This window comes from Kitasatospora sp. NPDC048662 (genome assembly GCF_055587065.1).
This window is the reverse complement of the sequence record NZ_JBVJHA010000003.1, coordinates 68,165-84,912: the sequence shown is the minus strand read 5'-3', so window position 1 is coordinate 84,912 and position 16,748 is coordinate 68,165. Positions and strand designations below refer to the sequence as shown.

Here is a 16,748-nt window from a genome sequence, read left to right as displayed (position 1 = left end):
GGCGGCACCGGCTGCCGCAGACGCCACCAAGCACCGAGGAGACACCCGATGATCGTTGTCATGGGAGCGACCGGAACCACCGGGACCGCCCTGCTCCACAGCCTGCGCGCCCTCGAGGTCCCCGTCCGCGCCCTCACCCGCACCCCGCACCGACCGCTCCCCGGCGCCGCCGGCCCGCACGACCGGCACGTCGAGGTCCGGTACGCCGACGCCGGCGACCCCGACTCGCTGCGCACCGCCTTCTCGGGCGCCGACCAGCTCTTCCTTGCCATGGCCAACAGCCCCGCACAGGTCGAACTCGAAACCCGCGTCATCGACATCGCCGCCCACAGCGGAATCGGACACATCGTCAAGCTCTCCGCCCCCGCCGCCGAGCCCGGGTCACCCGTCGCGATATCCCGCGGACACCACGCCGTCGAGGAACACCTGCACGCCTCCGGACTCACCGGCACCGTGCTGCGCCCCTACGCGTTCATGCAGAACCTGCTGCGCCTCGCGCCCGCCGTGGCCCAGGGATTCGTCCTCGGCGCCATGCGGGACGCGCCCTGCAACTACATCGACTGCCGCGACATCGGCGATGTCGCGGCCGCCGTGCTCACCCGGCGCCACCTCGCGGGCGGCACCTACACGCTGACCGGACCGAAAGCCGTCTCCCACCCCGACCTCGCCGCCCGGCTGACCGAACTGACCGGCCGCCGGATCCAGTACATCGACCTCGCTCCGGACGAGCTGCGCGACAATCTCGTCCACCAGGCCGGCCTGCCCGGCTGGCTCGCCGACCACGTCGTGGAGATCCAACAACTCGCCATCGCCCGGCCCGAGTTCCCCACAAGCACCGTCACCGATATCCTCGGCCGGCCGCCCCGCACGCTCGATGCCTTCCTGAACGAACACCGCACCCACTTCTGGGCACCAAACCCCGCCGACACTCAGGTCAGTTGCCAGCCGACCCCGTAAGGCGCCAGGAAGTCGAGGAAGTCTGCCGCGTCGTAGGCCTGCGCGGGTGCCAGCACGCCCGGAGGCGTACCTCCCGCGGCGAGACGGCGGGCACCCTCGGCGGCGATCACCGCGGTGAGGCCGTACCCGTCGGGGCCGGTCACCCATCCCCTGGCGATCTCTCCGTCACGGCCGGTGGCCTCGGCCATCATCAGCCACCGGCCGTTCGCCCTGGCCTCGTCCGAGACCATCTCCGGAACGCTGTCGATCACCTCCGGGGTCAGCGAGGCGAACAGCGCGGCCACGTCGGCCCGGATGGCGCTGTGGACCCGACGGGCGGTCACATGGCGGGGAACGGTGACCACACCCGGCAGCGCGAAGGCCGTCACGGGTACGGCCACGGTCTCGCCCGGCGGCACGACCGACTCCACCGGGCAGCCGGCGGCCGGCCGCCAGACGCCGTCGGCATACTCCAGCGGCCCCTGGGCGAAGACCGAAGCCATCGAACGGGCCGTCCCGCGCGAGGCCTCGCCGCCGGCCCGGCGCAGGTCGGCGACCAACAGGCCGTCGATCGGGCCGCTCACGCGGGCCGCTGTCAGACGGGCGATCAGGTCGCCGGGACCACCGTCATCGGCCATCGCGGGGACCACGCTCACCCCGGCACGTTCGGCGACCGGGCCCAGCTCGTCGAAAACCCGCTTCAGATAGCCCTGTTCGCCCGTGGTGTCCACATACGCGGTCCCGGCGGCGATCGCTGCCCTGACCACCGGCTCTCCCCACGGCGTGAACGGGCCCGCGCAGTTGACCACGGCGTCGCAGTCGGCGAACGCGGCGACCAGCGCATCGTGGTCAGCCAGATCGGCGATCCTGACCTCGGCCCCCTCGGCGCCGGCCTTCACCACCGCGGCGTCAAGACGTTCCCGACTGCGGCCCACCGGTACCGGTGTGATGCCCCGGCGGTACAGCTCGGCGACGACCAGTCCTCCGGTGAACCCGCTCGCACCGTACACGGCAATCCTCATGCCACCTGCCCCACATTCTGTTCCCGCGTTCATGCCGAGCGGACGGCCTGTCCGCTCGACGACCACGGTAGGAACCCGCGGGGCACGTTCCCATGCTCGAAGATCCGCACTCGATGTCCGATCGTCCAGCCGGACCGACCCGGCCAAGTCGGCCGGTACGTTGAGACGATGGACGTACTGAGCGACGCCGTGGCCGCTATGCGTACCGGCGTCCCCCACGCATCACGCACCCACCTGACCCCACCCTGGGGCACCCGCTTCCAGCCGCAGGACGGTGCGGGCTTCCACGCGATTCTCCAGGGCTCCTGCTGGCTGCTCCCGGCACGCGGCGAACCGATCCGGCTCGACTCCGGCGACATCGCCTTCCTGCCTCGCGAACTCGGGCACGCCATCACGGACACCCGGCACACGCCCCCGACCGCCGCCGGCCCAGCACGCCCGGCCGAACCCGTCACCCGCGACACCGAACCCGCACTCCGGGGCATCGGCACCACCATGCTCTGCGGCGCCTACCGCCTCGACCGGTCCCGCATCCACCCCCTCCTCGCCGAAATGCCCGACGTCGTCCACCTGCGGGCACACGCCGGAGCGAACGCCTCACTGCGCGGCGCCGTCAACCTCCTGGACCGCGAACTCACCACCGAACCGCTGCCGGGAAGCTCCTCGGTCGTCTCCGCACTCCTGGAGGTCCTGCTCCTGCTGATCCTGCGAACCTGGCACGACGAGCAGACCCAGCACACCGGCACCGGCTGGGGAGCGGCCCTGCGCGATCCAGCGGTCGCCGCCGCGCTGCGCGCCATCCACCGCGATCCCGCACACCCCTGGACCGTCCAGTCCCTCGCCGCACACGCGGGCCTGTCCCGCTCCTCCTTCGCCCAGCGCTTCACCGCAACGGTAGGTTCCCCGCCTCTCGCCTACCTCACCTGGTGGCGGCTGACCACGGCGGCCCGGACCCTGCGCGAGACCGCCCTGCCCCTGCGCTCGGTCGCCGAACGTGCCGGCTACACCTCCGAGTACGCCTTCGCCAAGGCATTCAAGCGCGAGTTCGACACCGCACCGGGCCAGTACCGCAACACCCCATCGTCCCTCGCCAGGCAGGCCGATCTCGTGAGGTGAACCGCCGACCTCACCATTCCGGCCGCCCTGTCTTCGATTCCGGCCCGGTACTGCGGTGATACGGCGGTGTGGCCGCAACTGGTGCAGAGGCCTACCTGCGGTGCCGTAACGTGGAGGCCATGTCTTTCGCAGCAGTTCTCTCGCCGCCCGTCCTCTGAGGCGGGTCGCCATCGACACCGGCGCGTAGCTGGGCCAACGGCCGCGACGCGCTGATTGGTTGTGCCCGCAGACGCGAGACCACGACCATCCGCTCCCTCCGGAGATCCTTCGTGTCGAAAACTGCTGTCGCAACGACCTCTGCCCCCGTGATGGCGCCCCGATCCGTGCGCCGCGGCCTTTCCTGTCTGGCATTCGCCGGCGTCACCTGGGGTACTACCGGGGCCGCCGTGGAAGTCGTCTACCAATCCAGCGACTTCGGGCCCATGGCCGTCTCGTTCTGGCGCTTCCTGACCGGCGTGGTGCTGCTGCTCGCGGCCCGTGCCTTCCGTCCTGCGCTCAAGACACCGCGGACCCCGCAACCGCCGGGCCGCCGCGCCCTGCTGTTCGTGGGCACCGGCATCGGCCTGGCCGTCTTCCAGACCGCCTACTTCGCCGCCGTGAAGGACACGGGCCTGGCGGTGGGCACCATCGTCACGCTGGGGGCCGCCCCGGTGTTCACCACCGCCGGCGGGCGCCTGTTCCTGGGCGAGCGCATCGGACGTGCCGGGCTGCTCGCCGTCGCCGGCGCGCTGGCCGGCCTGACGATCCTGGTCCTGGGCAACCAGGCCGGGGCCGTCCACCCCGTCGGCGTGGGAATGGCGCTGCTGTCCGCCGCCGGGTACGCCGTCTCCACCATCCTGGGCCGGTGGACCGGACGTCAGGGCGGTGGCGAGGACCCCTGCACCCTCACGGTGGGGTCATTCGCCGTCGGTGCCGCCGCCATGCTGCCGTTCGCCCAGGCCGAGGGTCTCGTACCGCACACCGCCCACCCGGGCCACGTCGTGCTGCTGATGCTCTACATCGCCACCGTCACCACCGCACTCGCGTACCCGCTGTACTTCGCCGGAGCGGCCGCTGTGCGGGCCGCTACCGCCTCGGTGGTGATGCTCATCGAGCCGGTCAGCGCGGCGGCACTCGCCGTGCTGTTCCTCGGTGAGCAACTCACCACGGCCACGGTCATCGGCACACTGCTGATGCTCGTGGCCATCGCCGCCCTCGCAATCGCCGAGTCGCGACCGGCCAAGACCGGCTGACCGGGCAACGAGGCCGGTCAATCCTGACCGGCCTCATCCGGCCGGATCGCCAACCGACGCGCGGGGCCGCCCCGTTCGAATCACCTGAGCACATGCTGCTGCCGAAAGCCGGTGACAGCGTGGTGCGGTCGGTGAACCAACCTCTCGACCTGATGGGCCTCGGCTCACGCCCCGGGCACATGACGCACGCTGCGCGGCGTTGAACCCCGTACTCCTGGGAGCCGCACAGGCGTTGCGGTCGGTCCCGTGACTGTGCCGGGCCGACCGGCGGCATTCCGGATTCCGATGGCCCCGTTTCTCGGCGCCGCCTTCCGGGTGATGTTCTGGGCCAATGAGCGATCCCGGGACCTCCGCTGCATTAGTGTCCGGGTCCGACGGCAGTCCGCCACCGGGACGAACCGGACCGGGAACGTCCTGCCCGTCCGACGAAGCCCGCGGATCGGCGCGGACATGGCCGGTGTCCCGGCCACCGTCGTCGCGGAATACGGCTGATTCAAACTCTCGGAGGGGCACACCATGGCGGCTTCCCGCTTCGGTCTCCAAGCAGCACCGAACGACGACGAGTTCGTGTTCCGACTCGACGACGAGCAGAAGATCAAGCAGGCCCGGGCCGTCCTGGCGGGACTCGAGACGTCGAAAGTCCACGTCCAGGGACGAGTCGTCGCAGAGAAGTCGGACCACAACCCGGACTGGAACTTCCACCTGGCTCCCGACAGCATCACGTTCTTCGACGAGGCGGACGACGACTGCGACGCTTCGGCGCACTACGTCGCGATGCAGTTGGACCGGGTCGGCGAGGAGGGCTTCCTGCCGGACGGCATCTGGGCCCCCGCCCGCTCGAAGATCACCCGCGAGCTCGACACCTGAGGCCCCGCTGCTCCGTCTGCCCGGCCCCCCGTCAGGGCAGACGACCGGTCCACATTCCCTGCTCCCCACGCACGGGGATGGTCCCAACTGGGGCGCCACAACCTTGGCGACGGGAACAACCAGCCTCCGCCTCCAGCCGGGCGCCGACGCTTGCCGGCACGCCGCTGTAGGGACAACCGCCCCTCTTGCCTGACGTAGGGAACCTCATCCCGACCCCTCAAGTCCCGCCGGAGACACGTGACTTCCGGAAACACGCACGGTTCACCCGCCACAGTGCCGTGTTGGGGTCAGCGTGGTGCGCTCACGGGCGCCGGAGGCGCGGGGTGGGGCAGTAGCGTTCGCCGCCTTCGAAGGCCACGGTGCAGCTGCCGGGGGCGATCTCGGTGAAGCCGGCGTCGCGGACGACCGGGAGCCGGCCGTCCGTGAGGGCGGGCCAGTCGGCGGGGGTGGCGATCCTGACCGCCAACGGGAAACCGCTTTCCGCCCACTCCTTGCGCTGTGCGTCGTCCAGCTCCCACCAGGCGAGCTGGGCGGCGTGGCCGGTCTGTGCCATGGTCTTGCCGGCGCTCATCCGCAACTCGGGGTTGAGCCACAGCACGGGGACGCCCTCGGGTGCGGGGCCGGGCGGGGTGGTGTCGTCGAGTTCGGTGCCGGAGACCTGGAGTTTGGCGAGTTCCTTGGGCCAGCCGTCCAGCGGGATCGGCGGGAAGACCCGTACCTCGGCGCTCTCGCCGGTGACGGTGATGCCGGGCAGGTCGTTCGCCTTGCGCCACTCGCCGCCGCGGGCCCGCCGCACCACCTTGCGGATCCGGGCGTCCTCCCAGGCCTTGACCCGCTCCGCCCACTCGCCGTCGCCGGCCGTGACCCGCGGGTCGGACAGCAGGGTGAGCACGGCCCGCGCCGAGGTCTCCAGCGCGTCCGTCCGGCCGGGCGGTTCGGCCTTCTCCAGCCGGACCACCAGCGGCAGCACGTACTGCTCGTGGGAGTCGCGGTCCTCCGCGTGCCCGCCGACCGCAGGCAGAACAGCGGGAGCGGACGAGGGAAGTTCGCCGGGCACGTCGATGGGTGAGCTCACCCCACCAGCATGCCAGTTCAGCGCCGGTAGCCCCGCCCGGGGTCGCGTTCCTCGGCGTCCTGGTAGCCGAGGAACCAGCCCTCGGGGTGCGTGGCGGCGAGGAGTTGGTCGATCCGCTGCCCGGCGTCCAGGTCGTCGGAGGTCTCCTCCGGGCCGTAGACGCCGAAGAGTTCGTCGGTGCAACCGTCCCAGTCGTAGTCGTACAGGTCGGCGGGCAGGTCGCCCATCATGTCGGCCACGGACTCCGGTTGGGAGCCGAGCAGCGCGCGGGCTTCGGCGAGCGCGAGGCGCAGCGCGACGTCCTCCGCGAGGCTGCGGGGCAGTGGCCATTCGCCGAGGGCGAGGTCGTCGGCGAGGTCGTCGAAGGCCCGGGCGAAGGCGCGCCGCCAGCCGCGGTGCAGGTTCCAGGTGCGTTGCTGGAGGCGGCCGAAGACGCTCCAGTCGGCTTCGTCGACGACGGTGACGGGGTCGTCGCCGTGTTCGTCGAGGTCTTCGTAGGCGGCGTCGGAGAGGCCGATCAGCTGGGTGTGCAGCAGGCACGCGGTGCGCGGGGTGAGGGTCCAGTCGCCGGTGTCGCCGGCGTCGTCCAGGGGGAAGAGTTCGGCGAAGTCGGGCGCGAAGTCGTCGGTGACGCTGATCTCCAGCGTGCCGCCGAGGGCTTCGATGCCGGGGATGGAGGCGACCAGCCGGTCGGGGTGGAGCAGGGCGCCGAGGGCCGCGTTGGGGTCTTCGGTGACTTCCCGCAACAGTTGGCGGCGCTGGTCCTCGGGGTCGATCCCGGCGAAGTCCAGGTCCTCGACGGCCGCTTGTGCGGCGGCCCGCAGCGCCGGCCAGTCGGTGATCCGGATGCCCAGCACCACGGTGGCCTCGATCTCCTGCGCGCCGGAGTCCTCCGCCGCGCCAGGCCCGTGTGGATGATCGCTTCGCTCGCCCATGGCACCAGGTTGACAAACCAGGGGGTCCGATGTCCATCGGCTCTCCCGATCCCGATCGATCCTGCGGCCTGGCGGCCTGCCGAGATGGCGGGGAAAGCGTTTTCCCGGTGTGCCGTGCTGGCGTTCCGACCGAAGCGTGACAGAAGGTGGGAATCATGAGTGAACTGAACGATTTCGGCGGCGGGCAGGACCCGTCCGGCGGCGTGCTGGTGGTCACCACGAATGATGTGCCCGGCTTCAAGGTGGTCCGGGTGATCGGCGAGGTGTTCGGCCTGACGGTGCGTTCGCGGCACCTCGGCTCGCAGATCGGCGCGGGCCTGAAGTCGCTGATGGGCGGCGAGTTGAAGGGCCTCACCAAGACGCTGGTGGAGACCCGGAACCAGGCGATGGAGCGGCTGGTGGAGCAGACCAGGGCGCGCGGCGGCAACGCCGTCCTGATGATGCGCTTCGATGTCACGGAGGCTGCCGACGTGGGCACGGAGGTGTGCGCGTACGGCACTGCGGCGGTCATCGAGCCACTCGACCACTGACCCGACTCGACCGGATCCCGTCCGGCCACTGACCCGACTCGACCATCGGGCCGCTCGACCACCGACCCGAGTCAACCGTCGAGCCGCTCGGTCATCGACCCGGGTCGGTCGTCGAGCCGCTCGACCACCGGCCCAACTCAGCCACAGAGTGGTCATATTGCCTGACAGTCGGTAATACGGTTGACACTGCTCACGGGTGCGTAAGAGCCTCGCTGCCGGTCCGTCCCCGCACCGCATGGAGCACCCGTGAGCACCCCTCTGCCTCCCGTTCCCGCACACCCCGGCCCGGCGAGGGTCGCGTACGCCACCTGCCGGGGCGTGGACGACGTCGAAATGCTTCCCGTGCTGGCCGCGTTCGCCCGGGCGGGGGTGCCCGCGGAGGCGGCGGTCTGGGACGATCCGGCGGTCGACTGGAGCGGCTACGAACTGGTGCTGATCCGCAGCGTCTGGGACTACATCCTGTACCGCGACGCCTTCCTCGCCTGGTCCCGCCGGACGGCCGCGCTGACCCGGCTGGCCAATCCGGTGCCGGTGCTGGAGCACAACACCGACAAGACCTACCTGCGCGATCTCGCAGGCGCCGCGGTGCCGATCGTCCCCACCGTCTGGGTCGCCCCGGGCGAGGAACTCACCGGCGCCGACTGGCCGGAGCTGGTGGTGAAGCCGACCGTCTCCTCCGGCGCCCGCGACACCCTGCGCACCACCGACCGCGCCGAGGCGCACGCGCACGTCGCCGCCCTCACCGCGGTCGGCCGCACCGCAATGGTGCAGCCGTACCTGCCGATGGTCGAGGACGAGGGCGAGACCTCGCTGCTGTACCTGGGCGGGGAGTTCAGCCACGCGGTGCGCCGCGGCCCGATGCTCGGCGGCGGCTTCGCCGATGTCGCCCGCGAGCCTGCCGAGGACCAACTCGCCCTCGCCGAGCAGGTGCTGGCGGCGGTCCCGCAGCGCGCGGAGCTGCTCTACGCACGGGTCGACGTGGTGCGCCTGCCGGACGGCTCGCCCGCGCTGATCGAGCTCGAACTCACCGAGCCCCGGCTGTTCCTGGACCTGCGCCCGGACGGCCCCGAGGCGCTGGTCGCCGCCGCCCTGCGCCTGCTGCCCGGGAACGGGAACACCCGGCCGCGGGGCGATGTTTCACGGTCGTGACTGTTCAAGGTGCAACGACCGAGCCCCCCGCCGCTGAACCCCGCGAGGTGGACGCGCTGGTGATCGGCGCGGGCCAGGCCGGCCTGTCCGCCGCCTACCACCTGCACCGTCGCGGCTTCGCCCCGTACACCGGCTTCGTGGTGCTGGACGCGGACGACGCCCCGGGCGGCGCCTGGGCGCACCGCTCCCCGTCGCTGACGATGGCCACCGTGCACGGCTTCCACGACCTGCCGGATTTCGAACTGCCCGCCACCGACCCGGCCACCCCGGCCCGGGTCGCCGTACCCGGCTACTTCGCCGCGTACGAGGCGCAGCACGCCCTGCCCGTGGTGCGCCCGGTGAAGGTCCTGGCGGTGCGTGACCGGCCGGACGGGCGGCTGCTGGTGGAGACCGACTCCGGCAGCTGGGTCACCCAAGCTCTGCTGAACGCCACCGGTACCTGGACGCGGCCGTTCCTGCCGCGCTATCCGGGGCACTTCGCGGGCCGGCAGCTGCACTACGCGGACTACCGGGGCCCGGCGGAGTTCGCCGGGCAGCGGGTGCTGGTGGTCGGTGGCGGGGCCTCGGCGATCCAGGTGCTGTCCGAGGTGGGCGAGGTCGCGGAGACGGTGTGGGTGACGCGTACCCCGCCGGTGGTCCACCAGGGGCCGTTCACCCCGGAGTTCGGCCGCGAGGTGGTCGCCAAGGTGGCGGAGCGGGTGGCTGCGGGCCTGCCGGTGCGCAGCGTGGTCTCGGTCACCGGTCTCGGCCCGAGCGTCGCCTACCGCCGGGCCGAGGCGCTGGGTGTGCTGAACCGCCGCCCGATGTTCGACCGCCTCACCGAGCACGGAGTCGCTTGGGGCGACCGGGAGTTGGCGGTGGACGTGATCATCTGGGCGACGGGCTTCCGCGCCGAGCTCACCCATCTTGCGCCGCTCGCCCTGCGCGGCCCGGGTGGCGGCATCCGGATGACCGGCACCCGCGTCACCGACGACCCGCGTATCCACCTGCTCGGCTACGGGCCTTCGGCGTCCACCGTCGGCGCCAACCGGGCCGGCCGCGCAGCGGTCAACGAGGTCGTCCACCTGCTGCGCGACCGAGCGGCGGCTCAACCCGCCGCCCAACCGGCCACTCAACCCGCCGCCCAACCGGCCACTCAATCCGCGGCCGTCTGACGGCAGTTACCGGTCGTAGTCCACGGTGACCTGGTCGGAGACCGGGCGGGCCTGGCAGGTGAGGACGTAGCCGGCGGCCAGTTCGGACTCCTCCAGCGCGAAGTTGCGCCGCATCTCGACCTTGCCCTCGCACAGCAGGGCGCGGCAGGTGCCGCAGACACCGCCCTTGCACGCGAACGGCAGGTCGGGGCGGGCGCGTTGGGCACCGTCCAGGATGGAGCGGTCGCGCGGCAGGGCGAGGGTGCTGGAGCGGCCGTCGAGCACGAGCGTGACCTCGCTGGCCCCGGCGTCGGGGACGGGTTCCAGGTGGCGTTCCTCGGCCCGCTCGTCCTCGGCGTGGAACAGTTCCTGGTGCACCCGCCCGGCGGGGACGCCGAGTTCGGCCAGCAGGGCCTTGGCGTCCGCCACCAGGCCGAACGGCCCGCACAGCCACCAGTGGTCCACGGCGGGGACGTCCACCAGCGCCTCCAGCAGCGCCTTGACCCGGTCGGGGTCGAGCCGGCCGCTGAGCAGTTCGGCGTCCCGGCTTTCCCGGGACAGCACGTGCACCAGCTGGAACCGGCCCAGGTAGCGGTCCTTCAGATCGGCCAGCTCGTCGGCGAACATCACCGTGTCGCTGCGCCGGTTGCCGTACAGCAGGGTGACCCGCGAGTCGGGGTGGCCGGCCAGCACGGAGCCGGCGATGGACAGCATCGGGGTGATGCCGGAGCCCGCGGCGATCAGCACGTGCTCGCCGGGTTCGGCCGGGTCGGCGGTGAACGCCCCGCTGGGCGGCAGGACTTCGACCATCTCGCCGATCGCGGCCTCGCCGACCAGCCAGTGCGAGAACAGCCCGCCGGGCACCTCGCGGACGGCGATCCGCAGTGGCCCGCCGACCGGCGAGCACAGCGAGTACGAGCGGCGCTCGTCCACCCCGTCGACGATCCGGCGCAGCGTCAGCGTCTGGCCGGGCTTGAACGTGAACTCCTCGGCCAGCGCGGGCGGTACGTCGAAGGTCACCGCGACGGCGTCCTCGCAGAGCCGTTCCAGGTTGCCGATCGGCAGCGGGTGGAACTGCGGGCGGCGGGCGGCCATCAGATCTCCTTGATCCGGTCGAAGGGTTCGCGGCAACTGCGGCACCGCCACAGCGACTTGCAGGCGGTGGAGCCGAACCGGGAGAGCTCCTCGGTGTCGGTGGAACCGCACTGCGGGCAGGGCACGGCCAGCCGGGTCGGGCCGAGCGTCAGGAGGCCCCCGGGAGTCGGCGGGGCGATGCCCGACTCTGCCAGCTTGCGGCGGCCCTCCGCGCTGATCCGGTCGCTGGACCACGGCGGGTCGATCCGCAGCCGCACCTCGACCTGCTCGAAGCCGGCCGCGCGCAGCCGCCGGGCCACGTCGCCGGCCATTTCGGCGACGGCGGGGCAGCCGGAGTAGGTGGGCGTGAGCCAGGCGGTGACCGTCCCGTCGTGCTCCTCGACGTCGGCGAGGATGCCGAGGTCGGCCAGGGTGAGCATGGGCAGTTCGGGGTCGGGCACTGCGGCCGCGACCTCCCGGGCCCGTTCGACGGTGGTCACCATGTCGCCCCCGGGTGCGCCCGGGCCACCACCTGGAGCTCCGCCAGCAGCGGGCCGAGCGCCTCGGTGTGCACGCCGTGCCGTCCGGCCCGGCCGTTGACGTACGCCTGCGGCGCGGTCTCGGGCACGCTGAGCGTGGCCTCCCCCAACACCTTTGCCAGGCTTGTCAGTACGGGTTCGCGCAGCTCCAACGGGTTTACGCCGAGCCGCAGTTCGACCTCGTGCGGGGTGAACAGCTCGTCCAGCCACGGCCACAGCGCCGTCAACGCGTCCTGCATCCGCCGGCGCGAGTACTCCGTCCCGTCGCCGAGCCGCAGCACCCAGGACTGCGCGTACTCCCGGTGGTACGCCAACTCCTTGACGCCCAGCGCCGCGACGGCCGCCAGCACCGGGTCCGGATGCCCGGCCAGCCGACGGTACAGCTCCTCGCGGGCGGTGGCGAACATCAGCAGCCGGGCCACGCACTGCGCGAAGTCGTCGTTCTCCAGCTCCACCAGGCGCACGTTGCGGTACTCGAAGTCCTCGCGCCAGTACGCGAGTTCGTCCTCGCTGCGGCCGGTGCCGTCCAGCTGCCCGGCCCGGGTGAGCAGTCGGCGGGCCTGCCCGAGCAGGTCGAGGCCGAGGTTGGCGAGCGCCACCTCCTCCTCCAACTCCGGTGCCCGGGTGACCCATTGGATCAGCCGCTGGGACAGCACCAGCACGTCGTCGCCCAGCATCAGGCAGTACGCCGCGAGGTCCGCAGGGTCGATCCCCGGCGGCGGCGCGGCGTCCACGCCCAGCAGCGGATCGGCGAACCCCGTGCCGTAGGCCCAGCGGGCCTCGCCGTCCGGCTCCCCGGCGGCGTCGGCCAGTGAGAGGTACACGTGGTCGTCGGTCATGTCGCCTTCCCTGCTGAATGATTGACTGAGCGTCAGATGTGCGGAACGTCCTCGGGGATCGGATAGAACGTCGGGTGCCGGTACACCTTGTCCCCGCTCGGCGCGAAGAACGGGTCCTGCTCGTCCGGGCTGGACGCGGTGATCGCGTCCGAGCGGACCACCCACAGGCTCACCCCCTCGTTGCGCCGGGTGTACAGGTCCCGGGCCGCCAACAGCGCCATCCTGTCGTCGGCCGCGTGCAACGACCCCACATGTACGTGGTTCAGCCCGCGCCGGGGCCGTACGAACACCTCGTACAGCGGCCAGGACGCCCTCTCCCCGCTCATTCCGAACTCCCCTTCCGCGCCGTGTGCTTGGCCGCGTACGCCGACGCCGCCTCACGCACCCAGGCACCGTCCTCGTGGGCGGCGCGCCGCCGTTCGATCCGCTGCGCGTTGCACGGGCCCCGGCCCTTGATCACCTGCATCAGCTCCGACCAGTCCGGCTCGCCGAAGTCCCAGCTGCCGCGCTCCTCGTTCCAGGCGAGCGCCGGGTCCGGCAGCGTGACGCCGAGGTGCTCGGCCTGCGGGACGGTCATGTCCACGAAGCGCTGGCGCAGCTCGTCGTTGCTGTGCCGCTTGATCCGCCACGCCATCGACCGCTCACTGTTCGGCGAGGCCCCGTCCGGCGGGCCGAACATCATCAGCGACGGCCACCACCAGCGGTCCACCGCGTCCTGCACCATCCGCCGCTGCGCCTCGGTGCCGGCCATCAGCGTCATCAGCAACTCGTAGCCCTGCCGCTGATGGAAGGACTCCTCCTTGCAGATCCGCACCATCGCCCGCGCGTACGGCCCGTAACTGCACCGGCACAGCGGCACCTGGTTGCAGATCGCCGCGCCGTCCACCAGCCAGCCGATCACGCCGACGTCCGCGAACGTCAGCGTCGGGTAGTTGAAGATCGACGAGTACTTCTGCCGCCCGTCGATCAGCTTCTCGGTCAACTCGGCCCGGTCCACGCCCAGGGTCTCCGCCGCCGCATACAGGTACAGCCCGTGCCCGGCCTCGTCCTGCGCCTTCGCCAACAGGATCGCCTTGCGCCTGAGCGACGGCGCCCGGGTCAGCCAGTTGCCCTCCGGCTGCATCCCGATGATCTCCGAGTGGGCATGCTGCGCGATCTGCCGCACCAGCGTCGCCCGGTAGGCCTCCGGCATCCAGTCCCGGGGCTCCACCCGCTGCTCATTGGCGATCACCGCATCGAACCGCGACTGCGCCTCCGCGCTCGCCTCCACCACCCACCTCCCGACTGACCGTTCGGTCGGTTCCATTCTGTACACACCGGGGACCCCCTGACAAGCGTGGAGAGCACAACCAGGGAGTGCACAACCAGCGAGAGCACGAAAACAGGGAGAGGCACCACCAGGGGCGCGTGGGGGCACCTCCCGGCCCGCCAGGGCTGGGGGAGAACTGCGCGAAGCGGAAGGCATCCGACCGCAAGATCGCGACGCAGGACAATGACCTGCACGTGATCGCGACCTTGCGGACGTGACTTGCGCTTGTCGCGCAGTTCTCCCCGCACCCCCTCTCAGCGAAGTCGCGGCAACGGCACAGCCAACAGCGCTGCCAACAGAGCGATCCGCGACCCCAGTTGGTCGATCCGCAGGTGCTCGTGCCGGGCGTGCGGCCCGCCCCCCACCGCCCCGAGCCCGTCCAGCGTCGGCAGACCCCTCGCGCCGGCGAGGTTCGTGTCCCCCGCCCCGCCCGCCGGCGCCCCGTCGAGGTGCTGGCCGAGCGCGGCGGCGAGCGAGCGGACGTGCCGCAGCAGCGGGTTCGCGGTGCGTTCGGGCCAGGTCGGCCGCGAGGACAGCACCTCGGTGGAGACGTTCGCGCCGGGCCGGTTCGCGGTCAGGTGGGCGAGCGTGTCGAGGGTGCGGCGCTGGGCCTCGGTGGTGGCGAAGCGCAGCCCGATCTCGGCTTCGGCGCGGCCGGCGACGACGTTGGCGCGGGTGCCGCCGTCGAGGCGTCCGGCATTGAGTTCGGTGCCGGGCTGCCGGCCGAGGCCGCGGACGGTGATCAACTGGTCGATGAGTTCGTCGATCGCGGAGATGCCCTCGGCGGCGTCGTTGCCGGCGTGCGCCTCGCGTCCGGTGACGGTGAGCCGGACCCGGGCGGAGCCGCGGCGGGCGGTCTTCAGGCGGCCGTCGGGGTGGCCGGGTTCGAGTCCGAGGACGGCGGCGGCGCCGCGCAGGTGCCGTTCGAACAGGCGGCGGCCGTCGGGGCTGCCGATCTCCTCGTCGGAGACCACGAGCATCCGCACGGGTCGGTGCGGGCGTTGGCCGAGGTCGGCGAGGAGTGCGAACGCGCCTTCCAGCAGGGCGAGTCCGCCTTTCATGTCGAGGATGCCGGGGCCGGTGAGGCGCCCGTCCTTCTCCTCGACGGGCCAGTCGGTGAGGGTGCCGACGGGCCAGACGGTGTCGTGGTGGCCGACCACCAGCAGGTGCGGGAGCTCTTCGTGCCGGCCGGGCCAGTCGAGAACCAGGTGGTCGCCGTGGGCGCAGCTCTCGCGGGTGGCGGTGGCGCCGGTGGCGGTGTAGCCGGTGGCGAGCTCTTCGGCGAGGGTGTTCAGCCGGGGCGCGTCGCCGGACGGGGTTTCGATCCGGGCGAGGTCTGCGCAGCGCTTGCGGACGGCGGCGGTGAGGGTGCGGGCCCTGCTGGTCAGGGTGTGGGGCAGGCCCGGTAGTGCGGCGGTGGCCAAGGTCGGTGCGGTGACCGGGAGTTCGTCGATGGCGGAGGGGGTGGCGGGATGTGGCTCGGGGGCCACGGTATGGCGGCTCACCGTTCACCCCCGGTGGGGCGCGGGGCACTGGGAGGTATGGCCGGGACGGGCGTCGCGGGGATCTGTTGCGGCTTCGGGCTGGGCCGTGGTGTGCGATTCGACCTGGGACTGGGCAGCACTGCGTCCTCCTCGCTCGGTCCGCGACCCCGGCTCGGCCCGGGGTCCGGGGACGTCGGTCTCTGTTCCTCGGCACGGACGGGCGCCGCGGCAGGGACCGGGAAGCGAGCCTAGAAGATCCGATCAGCTCCCGGCGAGGTGCCCACCGTCCGCGCACTCGTCGCTCCACCCGTCGTCAAGGCCGTGGAACGGCCGCGAAACCCGGGCCTGGCACGGCGAGCGGGACGCGATCTCCGAGCGCGTCCGTCTCCCACTGTGGACCTGCGGGGGCGGATCGGCAGCGCGAATCGCCCACGATCGAGCGAACCCCCGTCCAAGGGGTGACACCGGAGCCTGCACTGCCACCGGCGTCGAAATCGGTTCGCCGGACGGCCCTCCGGGAGGCGAGAATCAGCGGCGTCCGCCCGTTCCCGCGAGGAGTCACCATGTCGTCCCCCGTCCCGCCGCCCGCCCTCGACAGCCTGCACGGCCTGGCGCTGGGCGATGCCTTCGGCGATCGCTGGTTCCACCCGCCGGTGGACGAGGCGTCGGCGGAGGTCGCGGGCCGGCTGACCAGGCCCGCGCCGTGGCACTGGACGGACGACACGGCGATGGCGCTCGTCCTGGTGCGCCACCTGCGCGACCGCGGCGAGGTCGAACCGGCGGCGCTGGCAAGGGAGTTCGCGCAGGAGTACGTGGCGGTGCCGCACCGCAAGTACGGGCCGTCGATGCACCAGGTGCTGCGCGCGGTGCACGCGGGTGAGGACCATCTCGCGGTCACCGGCGCGCTGTTCGGCGGGCAGGGCTCGCATGGGAACGGCGCGGCGATGCGGGTGGCGCCGCTCGGCGCGTGGTTCGCGGACGACCTGGCGCTGGTCGCCGAGCAGGCCGGGCGCTCCGCCCGGGCTACCCACGCACACCCGGAGGCGGCGGCCGGCGCGCAGGCGGTCGCTCTGGCCTCCGCGCTCGCGGTGCGTTCGCGCGGCGGCGCGGCGGCTCCCCGGGCGGAGTTCCTTCAGGAGGTGGCGGCGCTGCTGCCGGACTCCGAGGTGCGCTCCGGCCTGCGGATCGCGGCACGGCTGCCCGAGGGGAGCAGCGTCCGGCACGCGGCGGTGGTGCTCGGCTCCGGCCACCAGGTCTCGGCGCAGGACACCGTCCCGTTCGCGCTCTGGTCCGCCGCAGGCCACCCGGACGACCTCGTCGAAACCCTCTGGCACACCGTCGCCGGCTGGGGAGACATGGACACCACCTGCGCCATCGCCGCCGGCGTGGTCGCGGCCCGCACCGGGCTGTCCGGCGTCCCGGCCGCCTGGTCGGCCGCACAGGAGCCGCTGCCGCCGCTGTGACCGCGGAACGGCGGTGCCCCGGTGAGCGGCAGGCTCATCGGGGCA

General features: G+C 72.3%; 17 protein-coding genes. 8 read left to right on the top strand and 9 right to left on the bottom strand.

What is annotated here, in order from left to right; all coding sequences use genetic code 11:
• The first annotated feature begins 60 nt into the window (after positions 1-60).
• A complete protein-coding gene (locus tag ACZ6R9_RS10935) occupies positions 61-957 on the top strand; it encodes an NmrA family NAD(P)-binding protein (protein ID WP_465537831.1) in 897 nt (298 codons plus the stop codon).
• Here the strand turns inward: ACZ6R9_RS10935 and ACZ6R9_RS10930 are convergent.
• Entirely contained in the window at positions 930-1,958 is a 1,029-nt protein-coding gene (locus ACZ6R9_RS10930; RefSeq protein WP_380484571.1) for a saccharopine dehydrogenase family protein, read from the bottom strand. The two genes, ACZ6R9_RS10935 and ACZ6R9_RS10930, sit on opposite strands and share 28 nt — an antisense overlap.
• A gap of 168 nt (positions 1,959-2,126) precedes the next feature.
• On the opposite strand from ACZ6R9_RS10930, the gene ACZ6R9_RS10925 reads away from it, so the two are divergent.
• The 3 genes from ACZ6R9_RS10925 to ACZ6R9_RS10915 all read left to right on the top strand — a co-directional run bounded on the left by ACZ6R9_RS10925 (position 2,127) and on the right by ACZ6R9_RS10915 (position 5,173).
• Positions 2,127-3,074: an AraC family transcriptional regulator gene (locus ACZ6R9_RS10925; protein WP_465537829.1), complete on the top strand. Its 948-nt coding sequence runs from the start codon at positions 2,127-2,129 to the stop codon at positions 3,072-3,074.
• A gap of 308 nt (positions 3,075-3,382) precedes the next feature.
• On the top strand, positions 3,383-4,306 hold the full coding sequence (locus ACZ6R9_RS10920; RefSeq protein WP_380484567.1) for a DMT family transporter: 924 nt from the start codon (positions 3,383-3,385) through the stop codon (positions 4,304-4,306).
• 516 nt (positions 4,307-4,822) lie between these two features.
• Positions 4,823-5,173, top strand: coding sequence for a BP74-related protein (locus ACZ6R9_RS10915; protein ID WP_465537826.1), 351 nt, complete (start codon positions 4,823-4,825; stop codon positions 5,171-5,173).
• Between the two features lie 301 nt (positions 5,174-5,474).
• Here the strand turns inward: ACZ6R9_RS10915 and ACZ6R9_RS10910 are convergent, their stop codons facing one another.
• Entirely contained in the window at positions 5,475-6,248 is a 774-nt protein-coding gene (locus ACZ6R9_RS10910) for a peptidyl-tRNA hydrolase (protein ID WP_465537825.1), read from the bottom strand.
• A gap of 17 nt (positions 6,249-6,265) precedes the next feature.
• Positions 6,266-7,183, bottom strand: a complete 918-nt coding sequence (locus tag ACZ6R9_RS10905) for a hypothetical protein (RefSeq protein WP_465537823.1) — start codon at positions 7,181-7,183, stop codon at positions 6,266-6,268.
• A 155-nt stretch (positions 7,184-7,338) separates the two neighbouring features.
• Between ACZ6R9_RS10905 and ACZ6R9_RS10900 the strand changes: the two genes are divergently transcribed.
• The 3 genes from ACZ6R9_RS10900 (at position 7,339) to ACZ6R9_RS10890 (ending at position 10,016) form a co-directional block, all read left to right on the top strand.
• The gene (locus ACZ6R9_RS10900; RefSeq protein WP_380484559.1) at positions 7,339-7,713 is read left to right on the top strand and encodes a YbjQ family protein; all 375 of its coding nucleotides are present in this window, start codon (positions 7,339-7,341) and stop codon (positions 7,711-7,713) included.
• 246 nt (positions 7,714-7,959) lie between these two features.
• Entirely contained in the window at positions 7,960-8,862 is a 903-nt protein-coding gene (locus tag ACZ6R9_RS10895) for an ATP-grasp domain-containing protein (protein ID WP_465537820.1), read from the top strand.
• 47 nt (positions 8,863-8,909) lie between these two features.
• On the top strand, positions 8,910-10,016 hold the full coding sequence (locus ACZ6R9_RS10890; RefSeq protein WP_465537818.1) for an NAD(P)-binding domain-containing protein: 1,107 nt from the start codon (positions 8,910-8,912) through the stop codon (positions 10,014-10,016).
• A 6-nt stretch (positions 10,017-10,022) separates the two neighbouring features.
• On the opposite strand, the gene paaE is transcribed toward ACZ6R9_RS10890, so the two are convergent.
• From paaE to ACZ6R9_RS10860, 6 genes are all read right to left on the bottom strand, one after another.
• Positions 10,023-11,090 carry a 1,2-phenylacetyl-CoA epoxidase subunit PaaE gene (paaE, locus tag ACZ6R9_RS10885; RefSeq protein ID WP_465537816.1) on the bottom strand — a complete coding sequence of 356 codons (1,068 nt, stop codon included), beginning with the start codon at positions 11,088-11,090 and terminating at the stop codon, positions 10,023-10,025.
• On the bottom strand, positions 11,090-11,572 hold the full coding sequence (paaD, locus tag ACZ6R9_RS10880; protein WP_380484551.1) for a 1,2-phenylacetyl-CoA epoxidase subunit PaaD: 483 nt from the start codon (positions 11,570-11,572) through the stop codon (positions 11,090-11,092). Before paaD ends, paaE begins: the two co-directional genes overlap by 1 nt.
• Complete coding sequence (paaC, locus tag ACZ6R9_RS10875; RefSeq protein WP_465537814.1) at positions 11,566-12,447, bottom strand: 1,2-phenylacetyl-CoA epoxidase subunit PaaC; 882 nt, start codon at positions 12,445-12,447, stop codon at positions 11,566-11,568. The genes paaD and paaC overlap by 7 nt, the downstream gene beginning before the upstream one ends.
• 32 nt (positions 12,448-12,479) lie before the next feature.
• Positions 12,480-12,773, bottom strand: a complete 294-nt coding sequence (paaB, locus tag ACZ6R9_RS10870; protein ID WP_033257582.1) for a 1,2-phenylacetyl-CoA epoxidase subunit PaaB — start codon at positions 12,771-12,773, stop codon at positions 12,480-12,482.
• Complete coding sequence (paaA, locus tag ACZ6R9_RS10865; RefSeq protein WP_465537812.1) at positions 12,770-13,753, bottom strand: 1,2-phenylacetyl-CoA epoxidase subunit PaaA; 984 nt, start codon at positions 13,751-13,753, stop codon at positions 12,770-12,772. The genes paaB and paaA overlap by 4 nt, the downstream gene beginning before the upstream one ends.
• Before the next feature lie 257 nt (positions 13,754-14,010).
• Positions 14,011-15,261 (bottom strand): M20 family metallopeptidase, encoded by a 1,251-nt coding sequence (locus tag ACZ6R9_RS10860; protein WP_465537810.1) that lies wholly within the window; start codon positions 15,259-15,261, stop codon positions 14,011-14,013.
• Between the two features lie 542 nt (positions 15,262-15,803).
• On the opposite strand from ACZ6R9_RS10860, the gene ACZ6R9_RS10855 reads away from it, so the two are divergent.
• Positions 15,804-16,703: an ADP-ribosylglycohydrolase family protein gene (locus ACZ6R9_RS10855; RefSeq protein ID WP_465537808.1), complete on the top strand. Its 900-nt coding sequence runs from the start codon at positions 15,804-15,806 to the stop codon at positions 16,701-16,703.
• Positions 16,704-16,748: the final 45 nt, after the last annotated feature.

Bases quoted from the DNA above. Each gene is read 5' to 3' on its own strand.
- ACZ6R9_RS10935 (WP_465537831.1), top strand. From the start codon at position 61: ATGGGAGCGACCGGAACCACCGGGACCGCCCTGCTCCACAGCCTGCGC.
- ACZ6R9_RS10930 (WP_380484571.1), bottom strand. From the start codon at position 1,958: ATGAGGATTGCCGTGTACGGTGCGAGCGGGTTCACCGGAGGACTGGTC.
- ACZ6R9_RS10925 (WP_465537829.1), top strand. From the start codon at position 2,127: ATGGACGTACTGAGCGACGCCGTGGCCGCTATGCGTACCGGCGTCCCC.
- ACZ6R9_RS10920 (WP_380484567.1), top strand. From the start codon at position 3,383: ATGGCGCCCCGATCCGTGCGCCGCGGCCTTTCCTGTCTGGCATTCGCC.
- ACZ6R9_RS10915 (WP_465537826.1), top strand. From the start codon at position 4,823: ATGGCGGCTTCCCGCTTCGGTCTCCAAGCAGCACCGAACGACGACGAG.
- ACZ6R9_RS10905 (WP_465537823.1), bottom strand. From the start codon at position 7,183: ATGGGCGAGCGAAGCGATCATCCACACGGGCCTGGCGCGGCGGAGGAC.
- ACZ6R9_RS10900 (WP_380484559.1), top strand. From the start codon at position 7,339: ATGAGTGAACTGAACGATTTCGGCGGCGGGCAGGACCCGTCCGGCGGC.
- paaE (WP_465537816.1), bottom strand. From the start codon at position 11,090: ATGGCCGCCCGCCGCCCGCAGTTCCACCCGCTGCCGATCGGCAACCTG.
- paaD (WP_380484551.1), bottom strand. From the start codon at position 11,572: ATGGTGACCACCGTCGAACGGGCCCGGGAGGTCGCGGCCGCAGTGCCC.
- paaC (WP_465537814.1), bottom strand. From the start codon at position 12,447: ATGACCGACGACCACGTGTACCTCTCACTGGCCGACGCCGCCGGGGAG.
- paaB (WP_033257582.1), bottom strand. From the start codon at position 12,773: ATGAGCGGGGAGAGGGCGTCCTGGCCGCTGTACGAGGTGTTCGTACGG.
- paaA (WP_465537812.1), bottom strand. From the start codon at position 13,753: ATGGAACCGACCGAACGGTCAGTCGGGAGGTGGGTGGTGGAGGCGAGC.
- ACZ6R9_RS10855 (WP_465537808.1), top strand. From the start codon at position 15,804: ATGTCGTCCCCCGTCCCGCCGCCCGCCCTCGACAGCCTGCACGGCCTG.